The organism is Candidatus Oscillochloris fontis (assembly GCF_004138135.1).
GTDB classification, from domain to species: Bacteria; Chloroflexota; Chloroflexia; order Chloroflexales; family Chloroflexaceae; genus Oscillochloris; species Oscillochloris fontis.
In genome coordinates this window covers 102,835-124,566 of record NZ_RYFD01000002.1, presented here as the reverse complement: position 1 = coordinate 124,566, position 21,732 = coordinate 102,835, and the positions used below count along the sequence as shown (strand labels likewise).

Sequence of the window (21,732 nt, the reverse complement as noted above, 5' to 3'; positions counted from 1 at the left end):
TTTGTGTTATGGAACAGCTTGTTCGCCGCCGCTATTGGTGGTTTGCGGTCTCGTTGGTGTTGATCCTGCCGGGACTCTATTTTCTCCTCTTGCACCCGCTTGTAACGACCGGGCGCTTGGGCATCGGCTTGCATCCCAGTATTGACTTTAGTGGTGGTGCGTTCTGGGAATTGCGCTTCTTGGAAAAGGCTCCGCCAGATGTGTCCACCGATGCGGTGGCGCGGGTCTTTGCCGAACAGGGTTTTGAGAATGCGCTGGTGAAACTCAGCCCGGTGGAGGTGGAGGGGAAGACTATCGCTGGGGTGTTGGTACGTACTGCCGCCCTTAGTTCGATTGATCCGAATAGCCAGATTGAGGCCGTGACGACGGCACTCCAAACCACGTTTGGGCCAGTCTCACGTGAACGTCTGGAGAGCGTTGGCCCCACCGTGAGCCAGGAGAGTACGCGCAGCGCGTTCATCGCCGTGTTGGGCGCCTCATTGGTGATCCTGCTCTACCTGACCTGGGCCTTCCGCAAGGCTCCGCACCCGGTGCGCTATGGCGTGTGCGCCATCCTGGCTATGGTGCATGACGTGGTGCTCGTACTCGGTGTGGCCTCGATCTTGGGAACCTTCTTTGGCTTAGAGGTAGATGCGCTCTTCCTGACCGCGCTGCTCACCATCCTGAGTTTCTCGGTGCATGATACGATTGTGGTCTTCGACCGTATCCGCGAGAACCTGATCAACCGCCGCAGTAGCGAGGTCTTTGACGATATTGTCAACCATAGTATCGTCCAGACCCTGCCGCGCTCGATCAACACCCAGTTAACGACGCTCTTTACGCTCACCGCACTGCTCCTCTTTGGTGGTGAGAGCATCCGCAACTTTGTCGCCATCCTGCTGATCGGCCTGATCATCGGCACCTATTCCTCGATCTTCAATGCTGCCCAGTTGCTGGTGGTCTGGGAGCATCGTGAGTGGCAGGGTTGGTTTGGGCGGCGCAAGCCGGAGACAGAGACGTTGGTGGCGGAGTAGAGACGCCGTTGGCACCGGTAGAGACGCAAGCGTCTCTACCGGTGCCACCATGCAACGGCGTTACCGTCTCGTGCATCAACCAATGGTAACAGGCAGCGGCGACCGGGGCCAGGAGCCAAAAATTGAACAGGCGGAAGATGATTGCCGCCGGAACAGCAGCGGGGCCAATGCCGACCTGGGTGAGCACGGCGACTAGCGCTGCCTCGACCGTCCCACCCCCGCCGGGAAGGACATTAAAGGTTGAGGTGATCAGGGCGACCCCGAAGGCCGCGAGAACGGCGGGGAGGCTGGTCTGCACTCCCAGGCTGTAGAGCACCAGGAGCATCGCGAGGCTGTGTCCACTGAGGGCGATCAACTGGATAAAGACCAGCAGGATGACATCGCGGCGACGGCTGACGAACAACCCTCGCCCGCGATCAATATCGGTGATGATGCGGTTGATCCAGGCATCGCCCCATTGCTGACCCAAGAGGCGGGCGAGGCCATTCTTGAGGCTGATCAGCCAGTGGCGCAGCGTTGTGGCGCGGCGGGTGAGGAGAAAGATGGCGGCACCGATTAGGCACAGCCCCACTAGCGCAGCGATATAACTTGCCCGCCCCGTCACCAGATCGTGGGCAGCGAGAAAGAATAGGCTGAAGCTGAAGACGATCAGCATGGCGACCGCATAACTGAGGGTTTCAAACGAGGCCAACAGCGCTGCTTCGCCCGGCGAGACCCCTCGGCGGGTAAAGTTGCTCATCAGGAAGGCGTAACTGCCCACCCCTCCGGCGGGTAGCGACTGACTAATTACAATCGCGACGAGTGCCGTTGCCCATAGCCGCAGCAGGCTCATCCGATAGCCGAGTGAATGTAAAACGACATGAAAAACTTGCGAACTGACGAGGTAACTCAGCCCGATCACGACAAATGCCACTCCAAGCCAACCGGGTTTGGCCTGATCAAGAAGGCCAAAGGCTTCGCCAATCCAGGCCCGGTTGAGAATGGCTAGTATGAAGATTCCGAGGCTGATCAGAACACTAGTGACCAGCTTCCAGCGGGAGCCTTGCATCATGCGCCCTTTCATCGGTACGGTCGGTGTGCGTTAGACGATTAGGGCGCAACTTTCGTTGCATACGGACATGTCGCTGTGAGCCTACCAGAGAATCGCGAAGCTTCCTTCATTCCCATTTGGCTCCTCCCAGACCAGATCAACCTTCTCAACTTCCGCATGGATCGGGCCGCTGTAGCACCAGCTCACCATGCGTTGCACCGCAGATCGGCTACCCTCAAAAACCGCCTCTACTCGCCCATCGCTCAGGTTGCGTACCCACCCTTCGAGCCCCGCAGCGCGGGCTTTATCACGGGCGTAGGCGCGGAAATTGACCCCTTGTACTCGCCCTGAGATGTGTACATGTGCGCGCACACGTTCCATATAGTATTGTTTCCACTTCTAAAGAATGCCTTATGGTAGCCTTCAGGAGTATAGCGCAGCCCCAAGCCAGATGCAATATCTCTCGTCTACCCACCTAGGGCATGTGCAAAGTCACCTCCGGTGGGGTGCGGGGGCGGCTCAGCCCCAAGGACTTTGCACATGCTCTGGTCTACCTACCCCTGGTGGAGGTTTGGGGCGGTGCAGATGCCAAACAACCATACCGATTGGGGTTCTTGCCTATGCCCTGCCTCCCACCTTTGGTGGGGTTTGGGGCGGCGAGCCGCTCCCAAACTATTTTTTGGATGGTGTTGGCGGCGTAGCCACCAACACCATCCCTCCTCCAACTACTATTTTGGGTGAACATGGGTGATAGATTTCCCCCTGTTCATCCATAAGGATTGTCTGATAAGATCTTTTAGGAATGATTATCATGTCGAACGGAAAAGATTTCATTGCGCCTCTTTTCAGTATACCTGCTACTATGTAGGGATACAGTCGATGAGTAAGGGTACGCGAGAGTCGGGTTAGGAGGGTGAGACAGGTTATGCACTCAGTGGTCGCAATCAAACAGGTGCCGGACACCACCAATGTCCGCATCAATCCTGAGACCGGCACGTTGATCCGTGATGGTGTTCCAACGATCATCAACCCCTACGACATCCATGCCGTCGAGATGGCGGTGCGATTGAAGGAGAAGTTTGGGGGAACGGTGACGGTGATCACCATGGGGCCGCCCAAGGCTGCGGAGGCATTGATCGAATGCGTCGAGCAGGGGGCGGATCGGGGGATTCTGATCAGTGATCGCCGTTTTGGTGCCGCTGACACCTTAGCTACTTCGTATGTGTTAGCGCGCACAATCGAGGCCATTCAGGCCGAACATCCGGTTGATCTGTTGCTCTTTGGCAAGCAAGCGATTGATGGTGATACCGGGCAGGTTGGGCCGGGGGTGGCCACCCGCCTGAATGTGCCGCTAGTTAGTTATGCGGTTTCTATTGAAGAGTTTGATCCCGTCAAGCGGCGCGCCGTGATCCACCGCAAGATTGAGCAGGGTATTGAGGTGATTGAGGTGAGCCTCCCACTGTTGCTCACGGTTGAGAAGGAGATTGCGCATGTCAAGCGCGCACCGTTGAGCAACATGATCAAAGCGGCGAGCTACAAACCTGAGATGTGGAACGCCGATACACCGGTGCAGTTTGATATTACCCAAGTTGGGATTAAAGGTTCGCCCACGATTGTGGGCAAAGCCTTCACCCCCGCACCGCGTGAGGCCGGGGCGATCTTGTCGGTGGCGGAGAAGGGGTTGCGCGAGTCGGTGGCTGATGCACTGGCAATGATCGCTCAAGCCCATGTCGTCACGCTCCAGAAGCATGTATGATGGAGGTAGAGTGTGAGTGAGCAGGTAGAGACTTCCTCTCCACGGATCTGGGTCTTTATTGAGCAGGAAGACGGCCAGCCGCATCCTGTTTCCTGGGAACTGTTGGGGGCGGCGCAGCGTCTGGCAAATGATTTGCCCGGTAGCGTGGTGGAGGGCGTATTGCTCGGCCACAATGTGGCTGGAGCGGCCCCGCAGGCGTATCAGTATGGAGCCAAGCGGGTCTATGTGATTGATGACCCGATCCTTGAGTTCTATCGCACCATGCCCTATGGCGTGGGGATCAGTAATCTGATCACGAAGTATAAGCCGGAGATCTTCCTCTTTGGGGCAACCACGCAGGGCCGCGATTTGGCCGGGATGATTGCGACCCATATGCGCACTGGCCTCACCGCTGACTGTACCGAGTTGGCAATTGATCCCAAGCAGAAGATTTTGGCTGCGACTCGCCCCACCTTCGGTGGGAACCTCATGGCGACGATCCTCTGTCGCCAGCACCGCCCGCAGATGGCCACGGTGCGTCCCCGCGTCTTACCGATGCCCGATTCTATCCCCGATGCCACCGGCGAGATCATCCGTGAAGCACTCGATATGAACGAGAGCGACATCCCGCTGCGCCGCTTGCGCCTCATCCCCAGTGAGGCGAAGATCAACATCGAGTATGCCGATGTGATTGTCGCGGGTGGGCGTGGCCTGGGTGGCCCGCACGGCTTCAAGCTGCTGGGTGAATTGGCCGATGCCCTTGGTGGCGTGGTCGGTGCGAGCCGCCCGGCGGTTGATGCGGGCTGGATGGATTATGAGCATCAGGTTGGTCAGACGGGCAAGACGGTGCGCCCCAAGTTCTATATTGCAGCCGGTATTTCCGGTGCAGTTCAGCACACGGTGGGGATGAGTGGGACGGACTTTATCCTGGCGATCAACTCCGACCCGCGTGCGCCAATCTTCCAGATGGCCAATGCAAGTATTGTCGGTGACCTCTATGAGGTCGTTCCCGAACTGATCAAACAGGTGAAAGGAATGCGCAATGGCCACTAAACACACCTTTGACGCCATCGTCGTCGGTGGTGGCCCATCGGGGACGGCGGCGGCACTGACGATGGCGCGTGGGGGTCTGAAGACGATCCTGATCGAGCGCGGCAATTTTGTCGGCGCGAAGAACTTCTTCGGTGGGGTCATGTACACCCACGCTATCGCCGATCTGCTGCCGGAGTATTGGGAGCGCAACCCGCCCTTCGAGCGCCCGCTGACTGAGCAGGGTTACTGGATGCTCGCGCCGGATAGTGTGGTGCGGATTACGCACAAGAGCGAGCACTATAAGCACGAACCCGCCGATGCCTATACGGTGCTGCGTGCCCAGTTTGATCCCTGGCTGGCCGAGCAAGCCGCGAAGGCGGGGGCTTTGGTGGTGACGCGCACGGCGGTGCTGCGCGTCTTGCAGGATAGTAAGGGTAAGGTGATCGGGGTACGCACCGACCGCCCCGATGGGGATGTCTATGCGCCGATTGTGATCATTGCCGAGGGGGTGAACAATCTGCTCACCCAGCGCCTGGGCTTGATCAAGAATGATCTACCACCACGCTTTGTGGCTCTGGCGGTCAAGGAGTATATCTCGCTCCCCGCTAAGGATATTCAGGCTCGTTTTGGCCTGAATGGGGCTAACGAGGGGGCGGCGATTGACATCTTCGGCGATGCGACGATGGGGCTGCCGGGAACGGCCTTCCTCTACACTGACAAAGCCGGGATCTCGATTGGCGTCGGCATGCTGCTTGATGAGTTCATTCAGCACAAGCTGCGCCCCTACGAGGTGCTGGCGCGCTTCAAGAACCACCCGGTCATTCAGCCCTACCTGGAGGGTGGCAAGCCGTTTGAGTATGGTGCCCACTTGATCCCAGAGACGGGCTACGACCGCATGCCCAAGCTCTCCGCCGATGGTGTGATGGTGGTGGGTGATGCGGCTGGAATGGTTGATGCGCTGCATCGTGAGGGTACCAACCTCGCGATGACCGCCGGACGCATGGCTGGTCTGACGGCGCTCAATGCCCATCAGGCAGGCGACTTCTCGGCCAAGTTCCTCAACCAGTATCGCCAGGATCTCGAAGCGAGCTTCGTCCTCAAGGATATGAAGCAGTACCGCCGTATGACTGACTTTTTGGACAGCACGCCGCACTTTATGGGTACCTACGCCAACTTCCTTAACGATGTGGCGTTGCGCTACTTTACCGCCCATGGCATTCCCAAGCGTGACATGGAGCGGCAGATTGTTGGCATGTTGCAGGAGCGCCGTTCCTTCTTTGGTGTGGCGCAGGATATGGTCAAGTTGCTAGGGGCAATGAGAGGATAGAACCATGAAACTGAAGACGAAGAAGAAGAAAGGGCAGCCAGAAGAAGCGCTTAGCCCAGAACTGCGCGCCACGCTGCCTAAGGTCAACATCAACGACCTCGTGGTCTCGATCAAGTACTACGTGGATGAGGATTTTGCCCACATCCAGATCCGTGATCACTCGGTCTGTACGCGCTGCGCCACCAAGCCATGCTTGGACTTCTGCCCTGTCCAGGTCTTTACTGCGGATGCCCAGGGTAAGATCATGGTCGGCTACCAAGCGTGTGTTGAATGTGGAAGCTGCCGCATCGGCTGCCCGCTGAAGAACGTGGATTGGCAACTGCCACGCGGTGGCCACGGCGTCGCCTATAAGTTTGGGTAAGAGGAGATGGGTTATGCACGAGACCGCAATTCTCCAGATTGATCAGGCGGCACTGGCCTTGGTGCAGGCGTTGAATACCTTCGGTGACGAACTGAAACCATTGTTGGCTCCTGAGCATCTGGAGAGCCTGCATGCGGAGGTGACCAACCTGCGGCGGGTGTTGCTGGGCCTTGAGATGGGTATTTTGTACCAGGATCAGGATTGGCAGGTGCCGGAGGAGTTGTTGCAGCAGGCGGTGCAAGAGCTGCTGCCGGTGGATCAGACCGCTTCGCGGATCAAGGATAGTGCCAAGCCAGAGGCGTAGTAGTCATACCCCTCACCCCCCTGCCCCCCTATCTCGCACGAAGGATAGGGGGGCAGGGGGGTATTGCTTTTTTGCTGTAGCGCATCGTGACCGGCTGGAAGCCGGTGCTACCTTCGGTTCTATGCGGCTGTGCCGCCCCCGAAGATCTTTCTTGTTGTTGTTTGGCGGCAAAGCCACCAAACAACAATAAAAATAGGGGTTTGGGGCGCAGCCCCAGAATAACGCAGCCGAGTCGCTCGGCTGCGTTATAATTCTGGTATGACAATACCTATCATCCAAGTTGACGCCTTTACGGCGACCCCTTTTCATGGTAATCCGGCGGCGGTGTGTGTTCTGCCTGCGGCGGCTGATGCGGCCTGGATGCAGCAGGTTGCGCGGGAGATGAACCTCTCCGAGACGGCATTTGTGGTACGGCGTGAGGATGGTGATTTCGATCTGCGCTGGTTTACCCCATTGGTGGAGGTGGATCTGTGTGGCCACGCGACATTGGCGACCGCGCATGTGTTGTGGCAGGCGGGCCATTTGGAGGCTGGAGCGCAGGCCCGTTTTCATACCCGTAGTGGCTTGTTGACGGCCAACCAAGATCAGGACTGGATCATCCTAGATTTCCCGGCCACCCCACCTGAAGTGACTGAACCCCCGGCTGGTCTGGCGTATGCGCTAGGGGTTGAGCTAGTGGCGGTGGCGCGCAGTAAGTTCGATTATCTGGTTGAAGTGGAGCACGAGTCGTTGGTGCGTCACCTGCGCCCTAACTTCAGTTTGCTACGTGATCTGCCCGTGCGCGGCATTATGGTGACGAGTCGTGGAACGGAGCCTTATGATTTTGTGTCGCGCTTCTTTGCCCCGGCAGTTGGGGTAGATGAAGACCCGGTGACGGGTTCGGCCCACTGTTGCCTCACCCCCTACTGGAGTGCGAAACTGGAGCGTAGCACCTTCTTGGCCTACCAAGCCTCGCCGCGTGGTGGGACGCTGCGGGTGGAGTTGCGCGGAGATCGGGTGTTGCTGGCGGGCCAGGCGGTGACGGTATTGCGTGGTGAATTAGTATAGCAACGAACGAGGAAGTACCCCATGCCGATCATGCTTATTCTCATTCTCAATACGATTGTGTGCATCATCGGCGCACTGGGCGGGGCCTTTCTTTCTATTGGCAGCATCATCAGCATTGCCAACATGGACGTACCCTGGGCATTTGTGCTCTTATGGATGACATTCCTGGTTCCTGTGATGTTTGTGGTCTCCGGCATTGGGGGTTGGGTGCTCTTTGCGCTGCGGGCTACCCAGTGGCTCGGCTGGATGATCGGGCTGCCGTGGGGCTTCGCGGTGCTGTTTGTGTTGGCGATGCTGGCGACGTTTCAGTTTTTGGCGTAAACCCCAAACGTCCAGGGCATGGACAAAGTCATTGGGGTTGCACCCCAAACCCTCATTTTTGTTGAGTTTTGGCGGCTTCGCCGCCAAAACTCAACAAAAAAATATCTTTGGCGGCGGCGAAGCCGCCCCCAAACCCCCACCGTGGGAGCATAATCAATCCGCCCAGTAGCTCACCAACTGCCCCTGCGGGTTATAGAGTGCGCCGGGATCTTGCTCCGAGTTATTCCAGATACTGCCACCACTATAGGCGAAGCCACGCTGCTCGCCGGCGGCGAGGGTGCCACCAATACCTGTGTGCTGCTGGTTGCCCCGAATACTGCACATGATCCAGCCATCAAGGTTGACTGCCTGTGGGCTGACGTTTTGCAGCGTGACCACTTCGCTCTTATCGTTGATGCCCACGATCTTTACCGGGTAGTTGGGGGCTTGGCCTGCGCTGGGATCAGCCTGACAGTTGTTGTAGCTTGGTGGCGGCAGGCTTGGCGCTGGTGCTGGCGCTGGTTGGGGCGCAGGTGTAGGTTGGATAACGATAAGACGGTTATCGAGCACCTCACGCCCTAACAATCCGAGCAGAACTGCCTGCGGGCCAATCTCAGGGTGAAGCTCAAAGCGGCGACGTTCAAAATACTGAACCGTATAGGGCTTCCCTTCGAGTACCGTCTCGAAGGCTCCTGTGATGGGAAACCCAAAGCGCTCAAGGCCACCATTGGTTTTCCAGTAGGTAGCGATAGCTCCACAAATCTGGTAGCCCGTCTCTGGGAAGAGTTGGCAATCCGGGCCAGCCGCGCCACCCGGCCCCTGCTGCCAGGGAGTGCCGAGTTGCCCTAGTCGCTCGACCCCCAACCGACCAGTGGTGACTTGGCCATTGGCTTGAATTTCGAGCCGATCACGCTCGAACCATTGGACTTGCAGGAGGCGGCCTTCGACGATTTCGTTGGTTTGAGCGGTGATCGGGAAGCCAAAGACGGATAGACCACCACCACGTTCCCAATAGGCGCGAATTGGCCCACTAATGCACTGGTTTGTTTCGGAGAAACAGCGCTGTTCGGTTTGCGCGTTACTGGTGGCAGGAATGGCAGCCCAGGCGATGGCGATGGTGACGATGAAGGCGATAGTGATGAGTGACCGTTTGGACATAGATTACCTCAGATGGTTGCGGTAGAGATTTCGTATTATACATCAGACTGAATATCCTACAACGCCCGCCAACCCGTTTATCGCCGGGGTTTCCCGCATCATCGCCGGGGTTTCCCCGGACATCCCGTTTATCGCCGGGGTTCCCGCATCATCGTCGGGTTCCCGAACATCGCGTAGGGGCGAAGCATCGCCTCCCAACATGGTTGGGGTTCCCCCGGTCATCTGGTGGGCGATGCTTCGCCCCTACAATTTATTGAATATCCTTCAACATCATGGTGCCACGCGGCGTGCCATCGCTGATCCACACTTCACCCCCGTTGACACCATCATCGGCGGCGAAGATGAGGCGTGTACCCAGGGTGGCGGCGGGTCGTTCCGCTTGCAGGCCGTCGGTCTGCCCGAAGAGGCGACCTTGGAGTGCCAGTACGGGTTGGGTGCCTGCCTCGGTGCCGTTGCTGACCCAGAGTTCGGCGCGTCCTTGGGTGCCGTTGACGGCGATGAAGAGCCGTCCGGCGGCGCTGACGGGCATGGCGTTGGCTTGGTAGAGGGTCGGGGCGATGGTGCTAACCACCGTCTCTTCCAGCATCCGGCTGATCGGGACGAGATCGAAGCCATACGGGCGACTCAGCGAGAGCAGGTAGGCGCGCCCGTCAATCGCGGCTACTGGCCCCGGCAAAAACTGGGAGATCTGGATCGTCCCCGCCGCTGTCCCGTCGCTCTGCTTGAGGGCCAGACCCTCAATGAAGTAGACCCGCCCTCCTATCGCCCGTAGCCCACTTACGGGTGGGTAGAGCCGCATGGCACCGCTATCGGTGGTGTAGCTGAGATCGCGGATCAGATAGGTTCCTTCTGCCGTACCATCCGAGCGGTAGAGGCCATAGTTGAGGCGTCCGGTACGCGCAATGAAGAGCAGCGTTGTTTCATTCAGGGCGGTCAGATCCCAGTATTCGGGCGAGGTGGTGGCGGTAGTGAGGCGCGAGACAAAGCGGGTGCCTGCGGCTGTGCCATCACTCACCCACAGGCTATAGCCGTGGCCAGGGGCTTCGGCGTGGAAGAAGAGGCGGTTGCCGACTCGCGTCAGCCCGAAGGGGAAGAAGCCCATCGGCATGTTCTGTTCGGGGTAGATGCCCTGTTCGCCGGGGTAGATCTCCGTGACCATGCGCGTACCAGTGCTGGTGCCATCGCTCATCCAGAGTTCTTGGCCGTGGATACCATCATCGGCGACGAAGAAGACCCGATTGCCGACAACCGTGAGTTGCACCGGGTCGGCCACCTGATTGACCGGGAGCAGTGGATAGGTACCCTCGGTGGTGCCGTCCGAGCGCCAGAGCGCGTCACGTTCAAACGCACTCGTTTGGGCGGAAAAGAGGAGTAGCCCATTCAGATCAACCATCCAGTGGGGGCTACCGCCATCTGGGCCGGGGATCAGATCCTTGACGAGCCGCGTTCCAGCGGGCGTCCCGTCGGTGATCCAAAGCTCGCGTCCGTGGGGGGTATCGTGGGCACTAAAGAAGACCGCGTTACCGACGCTGGTCATCTGATCAACCTCGGAGCCAGCAGATTGTGGTGCGGTAGGGGCATTGGCGCGGATCTCGTTACCGAGCAGACCGAGTAGAACATGGTAGGGCGGGGCATGTTCGGGGTGCAGTTCAAAGCGGGCGCGCTCGAACCACTGCACGGTATAGACCTGGCCCTCCAGCACCTCTAGCGTGGGCGAACTGAGCGGCACACCAAAGAGCGCCAGACTCTCGGCATAACTCGGCCCAGGGCGGCCATCAAACTCCAAGCCGTGGGCCTGCCACGCGCCCAGGATGGCCCCACACACAGCATGGCCAGTCTCGAAGCGCAGACAATCGCCACGCTGGGCATCCTGGGGGAAGTGCTGCCAATCGGGGCGACCCTGTTGGGCGAGGCGGTCGGCACCGATACGACCGAGGAGGACATCGTAGGGCGGCGCATTTTCAGGATGCAGTTCGAGGCGCGTGCGCTCGAACCACTGGGTCTGGAAGGGGCGACCTTCGACCATCGCCTCTTGTTGGGAACCAACCGGGTAGCCAAAGACGGGCAAGCCGCCATTCTGTTCCCAGAAGGTACGGATGCGCCCGTGGATACAGAAGCCGGTTTCCGGGAAACAGCGGCGATCATCCTGGGCCGCAGCGGGAAAGGCGGGAAGGAGGGTGACAAGGATGAGTAAGGGAAGAATCACGCGACGCATCGGAAAGCTCCTTTCAGATCACATGCTATGGTGAGGATAGCATGGCGCTGCGGTGCATGGCGATGACATGGATGTTGTGGGGGGCTGAGAGGTGGCTGTTAAGGAGCATGATGAGTCTTTGGATCAATTGCTAAGATAATGTCGCAAGCGGTTTTTCCAATATCCTGCTACTAACTAGGTGTCAGATGAGTGCCGAAGATTTCTGACTAGTTGCTGGACATAAAGGGACTGATGAACGAGTAACTAGACATAAAGTTTACCCTTGTTACTAAGGAGATGGATTGGTATGAGCAATGATAGTGATGCACGCTCGGTGGTTATCATCGAGGAGACATACACCTATGATATCGAGGTTGGCGATGTTACTATCATTACCTTCACCTCTGCAACTGGTCAGGTGACGGTCACGGTTCCGTATGATGGACGAATTCTTGCAAACGAAACCCCTGGTAATCCTGTTCCTCTCGGTGAAATTCGATTGAGCATTCCTCCTCATGATACTCATCAGAGTACGCAACGTATCGATCTACCTGTAGGTACTGATCTTACGAAGCGGCTTCGAAATAGTAGTGAGACGGTTTGGGAGTGGAACTATACGCCGCCCACCCCTCGCGATACATTACTTGCAACGGATGGTACGGTATTTGATGGTGCAGCTATTGACCCATCAGTTAATAGTGAATACCTCACTCACCTGCTCTTTGATAACAATGATGCTTTCATAAATGATCTGCGATTAAAACTCAGCCTATGGGTGCCACAATTAAATGAATCTCTGTTTATGTCTGCTCCCGGCGAAGAACTGCGACGCATGTTGCTTGAGCAGGAGAGTGATATACAAATATTTATAGATTCTGATCAGCACGAATCGCTCCTTGCAGAGAGTATGACTGCTCTTGCGAATGGAACTGGTGGGCGGATTCTTATTGGGGTGAACTCATCGGGTAGCGTCATAGGCTTGAAAGATGAAGATGAGCATAAAAGACTAGAACAGCTTCAATACCGACTGCTTCAAGCGGCACTTCGTTGTAATCCTCCGGTGGTATTTGCGCAACCTGATCTGCTAAAAAATGAGCAGGGAATCATTGTCGCTCGGGTTACCATACTTCCCTCGCAGGTCGGATCACATACAGTAGATGGTAAGTTTTTTGTTCGCCGGCGATCTACGACAGTCAATGAACCTTTACCAAAAAAGACGCCTTCTGCATTACCACTTCAGCCTATTGGAGATATTCGTGGTCTGATTACTATGGGCTCAACATCCGACGTCATCATATTAGGGAGTGAGAAGGGTGAGGTTACGAAAGATGATCTTGGCCGAGCTCTTGTGTCACTTGTAAATGCTGAGGTAGGTCAGGGTTTGATAGTTGTTCGTCATCTTGATTCACCTCAAAGTGGGTTATCGAAATTTGCTAATCAACATACAAATCAGAGCTTTGATGAACGACTTCGCCAAGCACTTACTGATGTTGTACCTCAAATCTTCAATCCCCAGCCGGAGTTTGCAACGGTTGATGGTGAGCGTATCGTTATCCTGCGCATAAAAGGCCATCCCTTGACGGTGGCAACCTATAAAAAAGTTGCGTATAAGTGGAATGGTACGCTGATGATCACGATGGATCAGTCTGAACTTTACCGACGGTACATGCTGAGATCTGGGCAATATGTGCATGACGGTATAAGTAGAGATCTGGTTGTATTGCTTTATGGTGATCTTCAGTGGGGTCGCCATCCTCTCAGTATGCCTAATAAACACTCCTTCCCTCTCTTTGATCATCAGACACGCGCTATGGTCTGGCGCAATGTACCTTTTATAAAACGTGAAGGTTCTGATGCTGATATCTGCGAACTAATAACACCCTTACGCCAAGCATTTGCTGAGGTTCATGATCCTAATACGAAAAACGATAATATACTCAGCGGGGTATTTCAGATTAAAATTAATAACATGTTGGCTTCTGGTCTACAATGTGAAGTAAAGCCTCAGCACCCGATCTTAGATAGAGTGCCAATCTATAAATCTACACGCATTATTGCTCGTATGAAGGTTCTTGCAGGTGAACTCTTTACTCGTCGTCGTCGGGCGTCACTGCTCCATTTTCAAGTCCCTGATGTTAGTCTTGGTTTTGAATTTCGTGAACGTATAGCAGATATTCAACAAGCGTGTGCTGATCTTGGTTTTCAGAAGATTAAGGTCATATCCTCGCTCTCGGAAATGGATGTATCACACTTGACAATAAATAAACCTGTATTTTTTCAGGGTATACGTAGCAACGATCATCAGGATATTTACCTCATTCTTGGCTTTCAGTACTTTACTCATAGTATTTCCCGTGAGTTGCAGTTTGAACGGCACACTGACACAAAGCAAATCAATGCAGGACATTTGGATGTACGCATTGTTATGTCGGGTATGAACCATGGGACAGGTAGTGAGATGGCACGTCTCCAGGTTGAACTTAGTCAGTTGATCCAGGAGCGACTACATTTTCTACGCACGGAGTAATAGCATATGACGATACAGTTTCCTGGTGATGAAATTCAGCCAAACATTCGGTTGCGACGCAATAATACGACTGCTGTTCGTAGCCATGAGAGTTATGTTGCTCCTGCTCATCGTATTTGCCATCATTCGGGTCAATACTTGACAATCGAGGAGACAAACCCGGATCGGATCGCCTTGTTGCGGGAGCAGCATGATTTTCCGGGCTTCAAAACCTTGGATGATCGTTTCAAGTCTGCGGCGCATGTGCGCGAGTTTCAGCACTTTATTTGGAGTAAGCCGTTGGTTCAAGCCATAGGTTTGCTTGGTGCTGTGTTTCTCCTCTGCGGTGGCATTTTCTTGATCTGGCCACGTATGAACCAGTGGAGTGGGTATATCGAGGGTGGGATTGTCTACCTGTCGCTTGCTACGGCGATCTTTGGGGCTGTTTTTATGCTCAGCGTCGCCTTTTGGAAGATTATCGAGCGGAATACCATTTACCACCGTGAAGCTAAGGGTCAGCGCCCAGCAATCAATGATTTCCCACTTTTTGGGGCTTACCAGATTGACATTGAGGAGCACTACAAGCTTGATTTGGCCAATAGTACCCCCACACCCACTCCAGGTACATTTGCTGGCACTGTAACCGTTCAAGTACTACCTGAGGAAGATGCGCTAAGTACCTACCGCACGTATTGTGATACGTATGCATCTTATCGTGGAGCCGGAGTCGGTGACTATCTTTTTGCAGGGGTTGTTGCACTTGAGGGGCGTAAATACCTTACGTTTAACCCTCCTATTGACTATGATTATAGGATTCTTCTGCGCCAACCGATTGATACTTCTTTTGTTGTTCAGGGCAAACCAACACGTACAATGCTTCGTTTTGATGCTCCGTATCAGATCAATCCGACAGTTCTTCAAACAGATACTGATCTGCGATGTATGCGTAATAAACTAGAGTGTACACCTCAAATTTCAAATTTTGACAGTTACACACTACATCTTACCTTTAAGCTAGAGGATGTGCAAGTACCATGCCTCCTTAACGAGTGTAGGCTGCTCATTCCAGTCGAACTCGGAAAGGTTCTCCATGTTGAGTTTGGTCGTTATTCACAGAATGGCAGTAACATTGAGGTTATGTGGCATAACCTCATGTTGAAAAATGGTTCAATAAGGTTGAGTGTGCGTTTTAGCGAACCCCTTCTTGGGAAGAATGCGCCTCCCTTCCTTCAAGGCTCATATCAAATCACCGTTGCAGCGGCCTTGTCTGGGATTCAAGTACCGCTTGATCATGTATGGGATCCTATGGGTCTTATGGCACTACCACGAACGCGGCCAAGTGTGAAAGCAAAGAGTGTGATTCAAGGCACACTAACGGCGAATATCGCGGTATTAGCTCAAGAGCATGAGCATGTCTCTGCTAAACGTATTGATACGGCTGCTGCACCTACAGGAGATCTTTTGGAGAAACTTATCCAGGTACTCACCGAGATAGGAGTCGATATCCAACGTATTGAGGAAGCAATGCCGCGCCGTGAGCCTCTCAGTAGTACACTGAATCACCAATTGCGCTATTGGGATGTTGTCGGACGTAAATACGAACATGTCTCATTGGAGGCAGTGGATATTCATATTGTAATCAGCGGTAGTACATACAACTTAAATCAACCGCAAATATCTACGAATATTGATATTCGTGCTCGCTGTTTGTATGATCCTCGAAGTCCTCAGATTGTAAACGACACAAATAATACCTGTGAATTGATTGTAGATAGGTTGAATAATATGTTGCCTCCGGCAAATTAAGATGATTTCCGTTGCTATTTCAGGTGAAGATAATCTATGAATGCAAAACAGACACTCAATCTAACCCTTGAATTTGCCTACAGTGGGTCGGATGCGCTTATTCGCTGGTTCAGTGAGCTAAATGATGGTATTAATACCGTATTTGTCTCGCCATACCCTGCTGATGATCTCCCCGTAGTGATCAAAGCTCTGGATTCGCTTCAAGCACCGCATTCTTTTAGTGCTGCGGAGATAGCGATCCTAAAGTACCACAGTCTTTGGAGTGAACAGTTTAATAATGTTGCTCCTCAGTCGGCACATATTATTGGTGCTGCACTCTATGAATCGCTGGGTGCTCAGGGGAAGGCACTTATTGAGCAAGCAATTGGATCTGCTCGCAACTCTGAGCGTGCGCTCAATTACCTCTTACGTTTTCCTCCTCAGTGTGTGGGATTTGCGGCCTTGCCATGGGAATTATTACGAAGTCAACATCATTTTTTGCTAATGACTCCTGGTGTTGAGATTTCATGTGAACGTAATATTGTATTTGGTCAGGCAATACCAAAAGAACTTGCAGTGAATGAAGTTCCTCATATATTAGTACTTTTGCCACATTTTGCAATGAAAGATTCGAATCGTTTATTGCAAATAAATCTATTTGAAAGATTAAAAAAACAGGGTGTATTGACTTATGATATCTTAAGTCCAGTTACACCAAATGGGCTTGATGCATATATGCGTTCTGCTGTCCGTAGACCACACATTGTCCACTATACAGGCCATGGAGTCTATCGTGATCAGGAGGGTTGGTTACTTCTCGATGGTGATCAGCAGGGAAAACAGCGACGAATCAGTGCTGAACAGTTTAGTCTATTGATTGGAACGGTTCATCTCGCAGTGATACAAGCATGTCAATCTGCAATGATAGTTGAAGGTGATCTACTCACGGGTGTTGCACCGGCCTTGAGCTATGCTGCTGGTGCTGTTGTAGCGATGCAATTACAAATTCGTTCGGAAATATCACATCAGTTTGTTGATATTTTTTATGATGAACTACTTTCCAAAGGTACATCAATACAATCCTCTCTTACTAAAGCGCGTCGCAGCCTCTTTGGTGTTGAGGCAGATCGGATGAGTTGGTTTGTACCGACTCTCTATTTGCGTGTGCCACCACAGTTTGGACGTAGTCCTCGTAATGATGGGGATATTGCGCCTGGACGTCATCTCGTGATTAAATCATTACCGGAGGTGATAGTACATTTGGCACGGGCAGGTGTTCTTGAATTGGAGTTTAACCAAGATACCCAGACTCGAAAATGGTCACTGGTTGCTTTCAATACGTCGTCATATGATGTTGAGTCAATTAATATGACGGCAAGACAGATGCCTCGAGGTGTACAACTAACGCCACATCAAATACGTATTCCTCGTGTTCATGCAGGTCAATATTCACTGCCAATCGAGGTATACCTAGTCTTTGGTAGTATTACATCTGGGACGACTTTCTCAGTTGATATACGATACTTGGTACGCCAGACAAATGTATGGGAACGCCATATCGCCACGTTTACGCTTCAGTGTGCCGATGAAGGATGAGATTATGCAATCCCCACAGAATGGTAAGAGCAACACACATCTCTGGGCTGGAACGTCGAACCTTTCGGCAAAGGATGATCCGTTTCCGTGGCGTGATTTTTTCTATTGGTTTCGCATTGGATTCATTGGCTTGGTGGTACTCTTTCTGATTTTCACTTGGTTGGAATGGCGAGCATCGAAACAGATTATCTATCTGACGGATGGTTCGCTAGGGGTTATCCGTGCCGACGGCACGGAACCACGACCATTACGCATATCAGGATTAAATGGAAGCTTTGGGCCACCACAATGGTCACCGCGTGGTGGGCGCTTTGCGACTATTGTTGAAAAGCCATCAGGTACAACGCTGCTGATCGCTAAGAGTAACGGTCAATCTGAATTCCAGGTTATGCTGCCACCTACATCCATCCTGCCAGATAGGGCATGGGCTCCAAGTGGAAATTATGTTGCTGTGATGAGTTCTAATAGTGGGGATTCTGAACTTCACATCGTTGATATTGCTCAGAATCGTGTCAATACGATCTCACTTGCCTTAGCCATTCCTCAGGTTATATGGCATCCGAAGCGCGATGAGGTGTTAGTAACGGAACGTTCCCCAGAAGATATTTGGTCACTCCAAATAGTCACTCCAGATGCGAAGATACGTGAGTTTGCACCAAATGATCAGTTTACCCACCGCAGCGAAGGAGTATGGTCGCCTGATGGGCAACGGATTGCCTACATTGGAACTTCGACTATTGATGACACAGTTCGAGTTTTGATGACTGCAAATATTGATGGAAGTACACTGATAAAGGTTCTTGTAACTGGGAATAACTTCTTCCCAATCTGGTCACCGCGTGGCGATTTGTTGCTGTTTACACAAGTTGATCCTAATACAAACGTGTCTACTCTCTATCGAGTGAAACCCAATGGTGAACAGTTGCAGATAATCGGACGAGGATTACCACGAGACATCATAGCTACGGATGTGAGTCATGCCGTCTCTTGGTCGCCTGATCGATCACGTATGTTCTTCCAGAGCTTTTCTTCTTCTACAGGCGAAGTGGCTCTCTCGATTGCCAACTATGATGGTAGTAATTCAAAGGTTCTGTTCTCTGATCGTGGTCGCTACGTTCCACTGACAGCGCTCTGGTCTCCGACGAGTCGCGGCATCCTGATAGTAGACGAGGGAACCATGCGTATGCGGTGGTTCAGTAACGAAACAGCACAAAAATTCACATGGGGCGAGTATCCCAGTTGGGAGCCATAGCTACTAGGAGAGATGCATGCGTCGTCCAATGATCATCACCTTGGTCGGTATTGGAATCTTCGCGCTGATTGTAACTATTGGAATGCTGATCCATGCACAAAGTGTTGTTGTAGTTGAAACCAATAATCAATCTCTTTTTGATATTGTAGATAATCCTACACATATAGCACTATCAACAAGTATAGTGGCAACAGTCACTACCCCAACGCCGTCTCCGTTTGTCTCATCAGTTGATTATGCTATCACGCCTACTGCTACTAATTCACCAGTTGCACCAGTCGTTGCTGCTCATACACCAGTCTACTATGATGATTTCTCATCACCTCAAAGTGGTTGGACGCCGCTCTATCTGGATCAGAATGGCAATGCAAATGGATATAGTGCTGAGGGCTATTTGTTCGATGTGTCATTACCTCAGCAAATTATCTATGATATTCATTCCGAAATAAATATTATACCGACACGTTTAATGGTTGATATTCGTTCGGTTCAAGGGAGTGGGCGTTTCGGTGTGATGTTTGATGTTCAAGGCGATCCAAATGATTATCGAAATCTTGCCTACTATGCAGTGACGGTGAACTTGGATGGCGAAGTAGCACTCTTACAGAAGGTTATGGGTGAGATGCAGCCATATGTCATACAGGCTGATTCTCGTTCATTTGATGTGCCACGTCCTGATCGTCCAATTACGTTAGCGATTGATCGATTAATAGATTCCCTTGTTGTATTGGTTGATGGCGACGTAATTCTTCGCGGGACAGTATTTCCTGAACGATATGGGCAGATTGGATTATTTGTCCAAGCAGAGAGTCAGATGCGTGTCAATTTTGATAACCTACTGCTGAGTTCAGCAACGGTTCAATCTGACTTAGCCTGTGCAGATCTACGTACACTTTTTCTGAATACACAAAATACTGATCGTCTGAGCGGTGATGATGTGCAGATTGTACAAACAAGGCTCACTCACCTTGGCTATCATCCTGGATTTGTTGATGGAATTTTTGGTCCGCAGACCAAAGCAGCAGTTAAAGAATTTCAGTTACAGAACGAACTTGAGATTGATGGAGTAGTTGGATCAAAAACATGGTGTAGTCTCCTCTCCAGTCAGGCGTTGCGCATGGATCGAATCAGTGAATATGCTGAGAACTCCGCACGTTTTCGCCCGATCAATTTCTCTTCCACCGAGTTTCTTCCCACACCACTCTTGATATCTGTGCGTGGAATCAACAAACAATGGCAACTCGCCATCGTTCTGCCTGGAATCCGTGAATTGCGCTATCTTGATACGGGCGGTGATGCGTTCGATCCGGCATGGCATCCAGGAACACAGAGACTCGCATTTACCTCAACTCGATCTGATAATGAGCTTGGTTCGATATGGGTTTTCGATACTCTCAATGGTGATATATATCAAGCTTCTTTACCGCAACTTGATAGTCAATTCCCTGCTTGGTCTCCTGATGGTAATTCATTGCTCTATACTGCTGAAACGAGCGAAGGTGGTTCGGCATCGGCAAGGAATTACCTCTATCATCTCTCAACTGGTCGGAACATGCAGTGGCGCACCGAACATGCTGGTTGGTCAGATTGGTCATCTACTGGAAAGGTTGCATTTACCCACTGGACAGGAAAAAATTTCGAGATTTTCGTGGCCAATGCGGATGGTAGTGGTGCAATCAATCTCACCAATACAGATGACTTTTACGAGGATATTCCCGCTTGGTCGCCAGATGGTCGTTTTATTGCGTTCGTTCGTAATTCTAAATCAAACACTGCTGATCGCCAGATTTGTATTATGCGCTCTGATGGGTCTGATCTACGCCAATTGACGTATCTTCCTGGACCAAATAGTAACCCTATCTGGTTGAATGAAACGACCCTTGTCTTCGCAAATCAGCCCAGCCAGGATGTGTGGCAACCATATCTTCTTAATATTTCAGGTGAGATGTTGCGACTCAGTGCGAATGAGGATCGCATCTGGTTTATGGGTCGCTTCGATTTTGAATAGAGATGTTATGTATAACTTCGCTTGAGCTACCGAGCAATGTAGGTTACCACCGCATACCTGTCAGCACCGCATCTACCACACGAGTAGCCCAATCAGGAGGGAAGGGGTAGCCTGCAGGTAATGGGCGTAGTAATTGCCCACCAGCATATTCTCGGCTAGTGCGACGTGGTGTGACGAGGTACTCGCGGAAATGAGCGAGCAGTTCGGGTGTCTCGTGCTCTTCGGCGAGGGCGGTGCCGAGCATTGCCATGGGGGCGGTCGAGGCCGTGGCGGAAGTTCTCCATTTGAGCAATCAGGTCATTGCGGGTGTCACCGTTATAGTTAGGGGGAGCCTGATCACAGTAGGAGGCGATGGCGGCTAGGGCGATCTGGATCTTACTGGGGTAGCGACGGTAGATGGTGGGCTTGGTGACTTGGGCCAGGGTTGCCACCTGATCCATCGTCATGCGTATATAGCCACTCTGAACCATGAGGTGGAGGGCAGCATCAAGGATGCGACGGTTCACCACAGGCTCCCGTGGGCGTCCGGGGACACGCTCGGTGTCCATCGCATCAGAATCGGTTGTGGTTCCCATCCGCGCTTACCTCTCGTGATCTGTCCACACCTGCGCCCGATATTGTACGCATGCAATCGTCGCAATCGCATTCATGACCGGATGACCAAACTGATTGGTGGTATCAATCACGAAGGTACCGTTGAGGGCAGCGGCGTGTTCCTGGGCAAAGGCAGCTACGGTATCACCGGGTAGCGAGAGGAGGACGACCTCAGTGCCAACGAGTGCTTCGGCAATGCTGGTGACAGTGGCATGGGGGCGAGCGGCGCTCAGGGCAGCGCGAGTCTTCGCGCTTTGGGGATCGCGTACCCCAAAGGAGATGGTGTGGCCTGCGTTGGCTCATTTGGCACCCAGAGTCGCGCCGATGTTGCCCGCACCGATGATCGCAATACGCATGGGATTGCTCCTTTATGATAGGCCGATCATGGTAATTAGAATACCATACGGTTTAGTATTATCAAGGCGGACGTAGGGGGGCGTCATGGTTATTCCCTCCCAGGCGCTTGTGTTGCGCTTCCGGCACGATTGGC

General features: G+C 52.9%; 18 protein-coding genes and 1 pseudogene. 13 read left to right on the top strand and 6 right to left on the bottom strand.

Annotation, left to right across the window (positions count from 1 at the left end):
* The first annotated feature begins 8 nt into the window (after window positions 1-8).
* Window positions 9-1,013, top strand: a complete 1,005-nt coding sequence (secF, locus tag EKD03_RS01610) for a protein translocase subunit SecF (protein WP_129626624.1) — start codon at window positions 9-11, stop codon at window positions 1,011-1,013.
* Here secF and EKD03_RS01605 read toward each other — a convergent pair.
* A complete protein-coding gene (locus EKD03_RS01605) occupies window positions 916-2,064 on the bottom strand; it encodes a lysylphosphatidylglycerol synthase transmembrane domain-containing protein (RefSeq protein ID WP_238613301.1) in 1,149 nt (382 codons plus the stop codon). The two genes, secF and EKD03_RS01605, sit on opposite strands and share 98 nt — an antisense overlap.
* Before the next feature lie 81 nt (window positions 2,065-2,145).
* Entirely contained in the window at window positions 2,146-2,424 is a 279-nt protein-coding gene (locus tag EKD03_RS01600) for an acylphosphatase (RefSeq protein WP_129626622.1), read from the bottom strand.
* A gap of 544 nt (window positions 2,425-2,968) precedes the next feature.
* Here EKD03_RS01600 and EKD03_RS01595 point away from each other — a divergent pair.
* The 7 genes from EKD03_RS01595 to EKD03_RS01565 all read left to right on the top strand — a co-directional run bounded on the left by EKD03_RS01595 (window position 2,969) and on the right by EKD03_RS01565 (window position 8,170).
* Entirely contained in the window at window positions 2,969-3,799 is an 831-nt protein-coding gene (locus tag EKD03_RS01595) for an electron transfer flavoprotein subunit beta/FixA family protein (protein ID WP_129626621.1), read from the top strand.
* Window positions 3,800-3,811: 12 nt separating this feature from the next.
* Window positions 3,812-4,831 carry an electron transfer flavoprotein subunit alpha/FixB family protein gene (locus EKD03_RS01590; RefSeq protein ID WP_129626619.1) on the top strand — a complete coding sequence of 340 codons (1,020 nt, stop codon included), beginning with the start codon at window positions 3,812-3,814 and terminating at the stop codon, window positions 4,829-4,831.
* Complete coding sequence (locus EKD03_RS01585) at window positions 4,821-6,137, top strand: FAD-dependent oxidoreductase (RefSeq protein WP_129626617.1); 1,317 nt, start codon at window positions 4,821-4,823, stop codon at window positions 6,135-6,137. Before EKD03_RS01590 ends, EKD03_RS01585 begins: the two co-directional genes overlap by 11 nt.
* Window positions 6,138-6,141: 4 nt before the next feature.
* The gene (locus tag EKD03_RS01580) at window positions 6,142-6,498 is read left to right on the top strand and encodes a ferredoxin family protein (protein WP_238613299.1); all 357 of its coding nucleotides are present in this window, start codon (window positions 6,142-6,144) and stop codon (window positions 6,496-6,498) included.
* Between the two features lie 13 nt (window positions 6,499-6,511).
* Entirely contained in the window at window positions 6,512-6,802 is a 291-nt protein-coding gene (locus EKD03_RS01575) for a hypothetical protein (protein WP_129626615.1), read from the top strand.
* A gap of 258 nt (window positions 6,803-7,060) precedes the next feature.
* Entirely contained in the window at window positions 7,061-7,849 is a 789-nt protein-coding gene (locus tag EKD03_RS01570) for a PhzF family phenazine biosynthesis protein (RefSeq protein ID WP_129626613.1), read from the top strand.
* 21 nt (window positions 7,850-7,870) lie between these two features.
* On the top strand, window positions 7,871-8,170 hold the full coding sequence (locus tag EKD03_RS01565; protein ID WP_129626611.1) for a hypothetical protein: 300 nt from the start codon (window positions 7,871-7,873) through the stop codon (window positions 8,168-8,170).
* Between the two features lie 153 nt (window positions 8,171-8,323).
* Here the strand turns inward: EKD03_RS01565 and EKD03_RS01560 are convergent, their stop codons facing one another.
* Both EKD03_RS01560 and EKD03_RS01555 read right to left on the bottom strand, forming a co-directional pair.
* The gene (locus EKD03_RS01560) at window positions 8,324-9,307 is read right to left on the bottom strand and encodes a lamin tail domain-containing protein (protein WP_129626609.1); all 984 of its coding nucleotides are present in this window, start codon (window positions 9,305-9,307) and stop codon (window positions 8,324-8,326) included.
* A 250-nt stretch (window positions 9,308-9,557) separates the two neighbouring features.
* Window positions 9,558-11,522, bottom strand: a complete 1,965-nt coding sequence (locus tag EKD03_RS01555; protein ID WP_129626607.1) for an ELWxxDGT repeat protein — start codon at window positions 11,520-11,522, stop codon at window positions 9,558-9,560.
* A 286-nt stretch (window positions 11,523-11,808) separates the two neighbouring features.
* Between EKD03_RS01555 and EKD03_RS01550 the strand changes: the two genes are divergently transcribed.
* Genes EKD03_RS01550 through EKD03_RS01530 form a run of 5 tightly spaced genes read left to right on the top strand, consistent with a single transcriptional unit; the run spans window position 11,809 to window position 20,648 of the window.
* Window positions 11,809-14,028: an AlbA family DNA-binding domain-containing protein gene (locus EKD03_RS01550; RefSeq protein WP_129626605.1), complete on the top strand. Its 2,220-nt coding sequence runs from the start codon at window positions 11,809-11,811 to the stop codon at window positions 14,026-14,028.
* Window positions 14,029-14,034: 6 nt separating this feature from the next.
* Complete coding sequence (locus EKD03_RS01545) at window positions 14,035-15,813, top strand: hypothetical protein (RefSeq protein ID WP_129626603.1); 1,779 nt, start codon at window positions 14,035-14,037, stop codon at window positions 15,811-15,813.
* A 36-nt stretch (window positions 15,814-15,849) separates the two neighbouring features.
* Window positions 15,850-17,388 (top strand): CHAT domain-containing protein, encoded by a 1,539-nt coding sequence (locus tag EKD03_RS01540; RefSeq protein ID WP_129626601.1) that lies wholly within the window; start codon window positions 15,850-15,852, stop codon window positions 17,386-17,388.
* 4 nt (window positions 17,389-17,392) lie between these two features.
* On the top strand, window positions 17,393-18,640 hold the full coding sequence (locus tag EKD03_RS01535; RefSeq protein WP_161569155.1) for a TolB family protein: 1,248 nt from the start codon (window positions 17,393-17,395) through the stop codon (window positions 18,638-18,640).
* Between the two features lie 16 nt (window positions 18,641-18,656).
* Window positions 18,657-20,648 (top strand): peptidoglycan-binding protein, encoded by a 1,992-nt coding sequence (locus EKD03_RS01530; protein ID WP_129626597.1) that lies wholly within the window; start codon window positions 18,657-18,659, stop codon window positions 20,646-20,648.
* A gap of 155 nt (window positions 20,649-20,803) precedes the next feature.
* On the opposite strand, the gene EKD03_RS01525 is transcribed toward EKD03_RS01530, so the two are convergent.
* Both EKD03_RS01525 and EKD03_RS19010 read right to left on the bottom strand, forming a co-directional pair.
* Window positions 20,804-21,223 carry a TetR/AcrR family transcriptional regulator gene (locus EKD03_RS01525; RefSeq protein ID WP_129626595.1) on the bottom strand — a complete coding sequence of 140 codons (420 nt, stop codon included), beginning with the start codon at window positions 21,221-21,223 and terminating at the stop codon, window positions 20,804-20,806.
* A 6-nt stretch (window positions 21,224-21,229) separates the two neighbouring features.
* Window positions 21,230-21,526, bottom strand: a pseudogene (locus tag EKD03_RS19010) (NAD(P)-binding domain-containing protein); the annotation flags it as partial.
* Window positions 21,527-21,732 lie beyond the last annotated feature (206 nt).

Bases quoted from the DNA above. Each gene is read 5' to 3' on its own strand.
- secF (WP_129626624.1), top strand. From the start codon at position 9: ATGGAACAGCTTGTTCGCCGCCGCTATTGGTGGTTTGCGGTCTCGTTG.
- EKD03_RS01605 (WP_238613301.1), bottom strand. From the start codon at position 2,064: ATGATGCAAGGCTCCCGCTGGAAGCTGGTCACTAGTGTTCTGATCAGC.
- EKD03_RS01600 (WP_129626622.1), bottom strand. From the start codon at position 2,424: ATGGAACGTGTGCGCGCACATGTACACATCTCAGGGCGAGTACAAGGG.
- EKD03_RS01595 (WP_129626621.1), top strand. From the start codon at position 2,969: ATGCACTCAGTGGTCGCAATCAAACAGGTGCCGGACACCACCAATGTC.
- EKD03_RS01585 (WP_129626617.1), top strand. From the start codon at position 4,821: ATGGCCACTAAACACACCTTTGACGCCATCGTCGTCGGTGGTGGCCCA.
- EKD03_RS01580 (WP_238613299.1), top strand. From the start codon at position 6,142: ATGAAACTGAAGACGAAGAAGAAGAAAGGGCAGCCAGAAGAAGCGCTT.
- EKD03_RS01575 (WP_129626615.1), top strand. From the start codon at position 6,512: ATGCACGAGACCGCAATTCTCCAGATTGATCAGGCGGCACTGGCCTTG.
- EKD03_RS01570 (WP_129626613.1), top strand. From the start codon at position 7,061: ATGACAATACCTATCATCCAAGTTGACGCCTTTACGGCGACCCCTTTT.
- EKD03_RS01565 (WP_129626611.1), top strand. From the start codon at position 7,871: ATGCCGATCATGCTTATTCTCATTCTCAATACGATTGTGTGCATCATC.
- EKD03_RS01560 (WP_129626609.1), bottom strand. From the start codon at position 9,307: ATGTCCAAACGGTCACTCATCACTATCGCCTTCATCGTCACCATCGCC.
- EKD03_RS01555 (WP_129626607.1), bottom strand. From the start codon at position 11,522: ATGCGTCGCGTGATTCTTCCCTTACTCATCCTTGTCACCCTCCTTCCC.
- EKD03_RS01550 (WP_129626605.1), top strand. From the start codon at position 11,809: ATGAGCAATGATAGTGATGCACGCTCGGTGGTTATCATCGAGGAGACA.
- EKD03_RS01545 (WP_129626603.1), top strand. From the start codon at position 14,035: ATGACGATACAGTTTCCTGGTGATGAAATTCAGCCAAACATTCGGTTG.
- EKD03_RS01540 (WP_129626601.1), top strand. From the start codon at position 15,850: ATGAATGCAAAACAGACACTCAATCTAACCCTTGAATTTGCCTACAGT.
- EKD03_RS01535 (WP_161569155.1), top strand. From the start codon at position 17,393: ATGCAATCCCCACAGAATGGTAAGAGCAACACACATCTCTGGGCTGGA.
- EKD03_RS01530 (WP_129626597.1), top strand. From the start codon at position 18,657: ATGCGTCGTCCAATGATCATCACCTTGGTCGGTATTGGAATCTTCGCG.
- EKD03_RS01525 (WP_129626595.1), bottom strand. From the start codon at position 21,223: ATGGGAACCACAACCGATTCTGATGCGATGGACACCGAGCGTGTCCCC.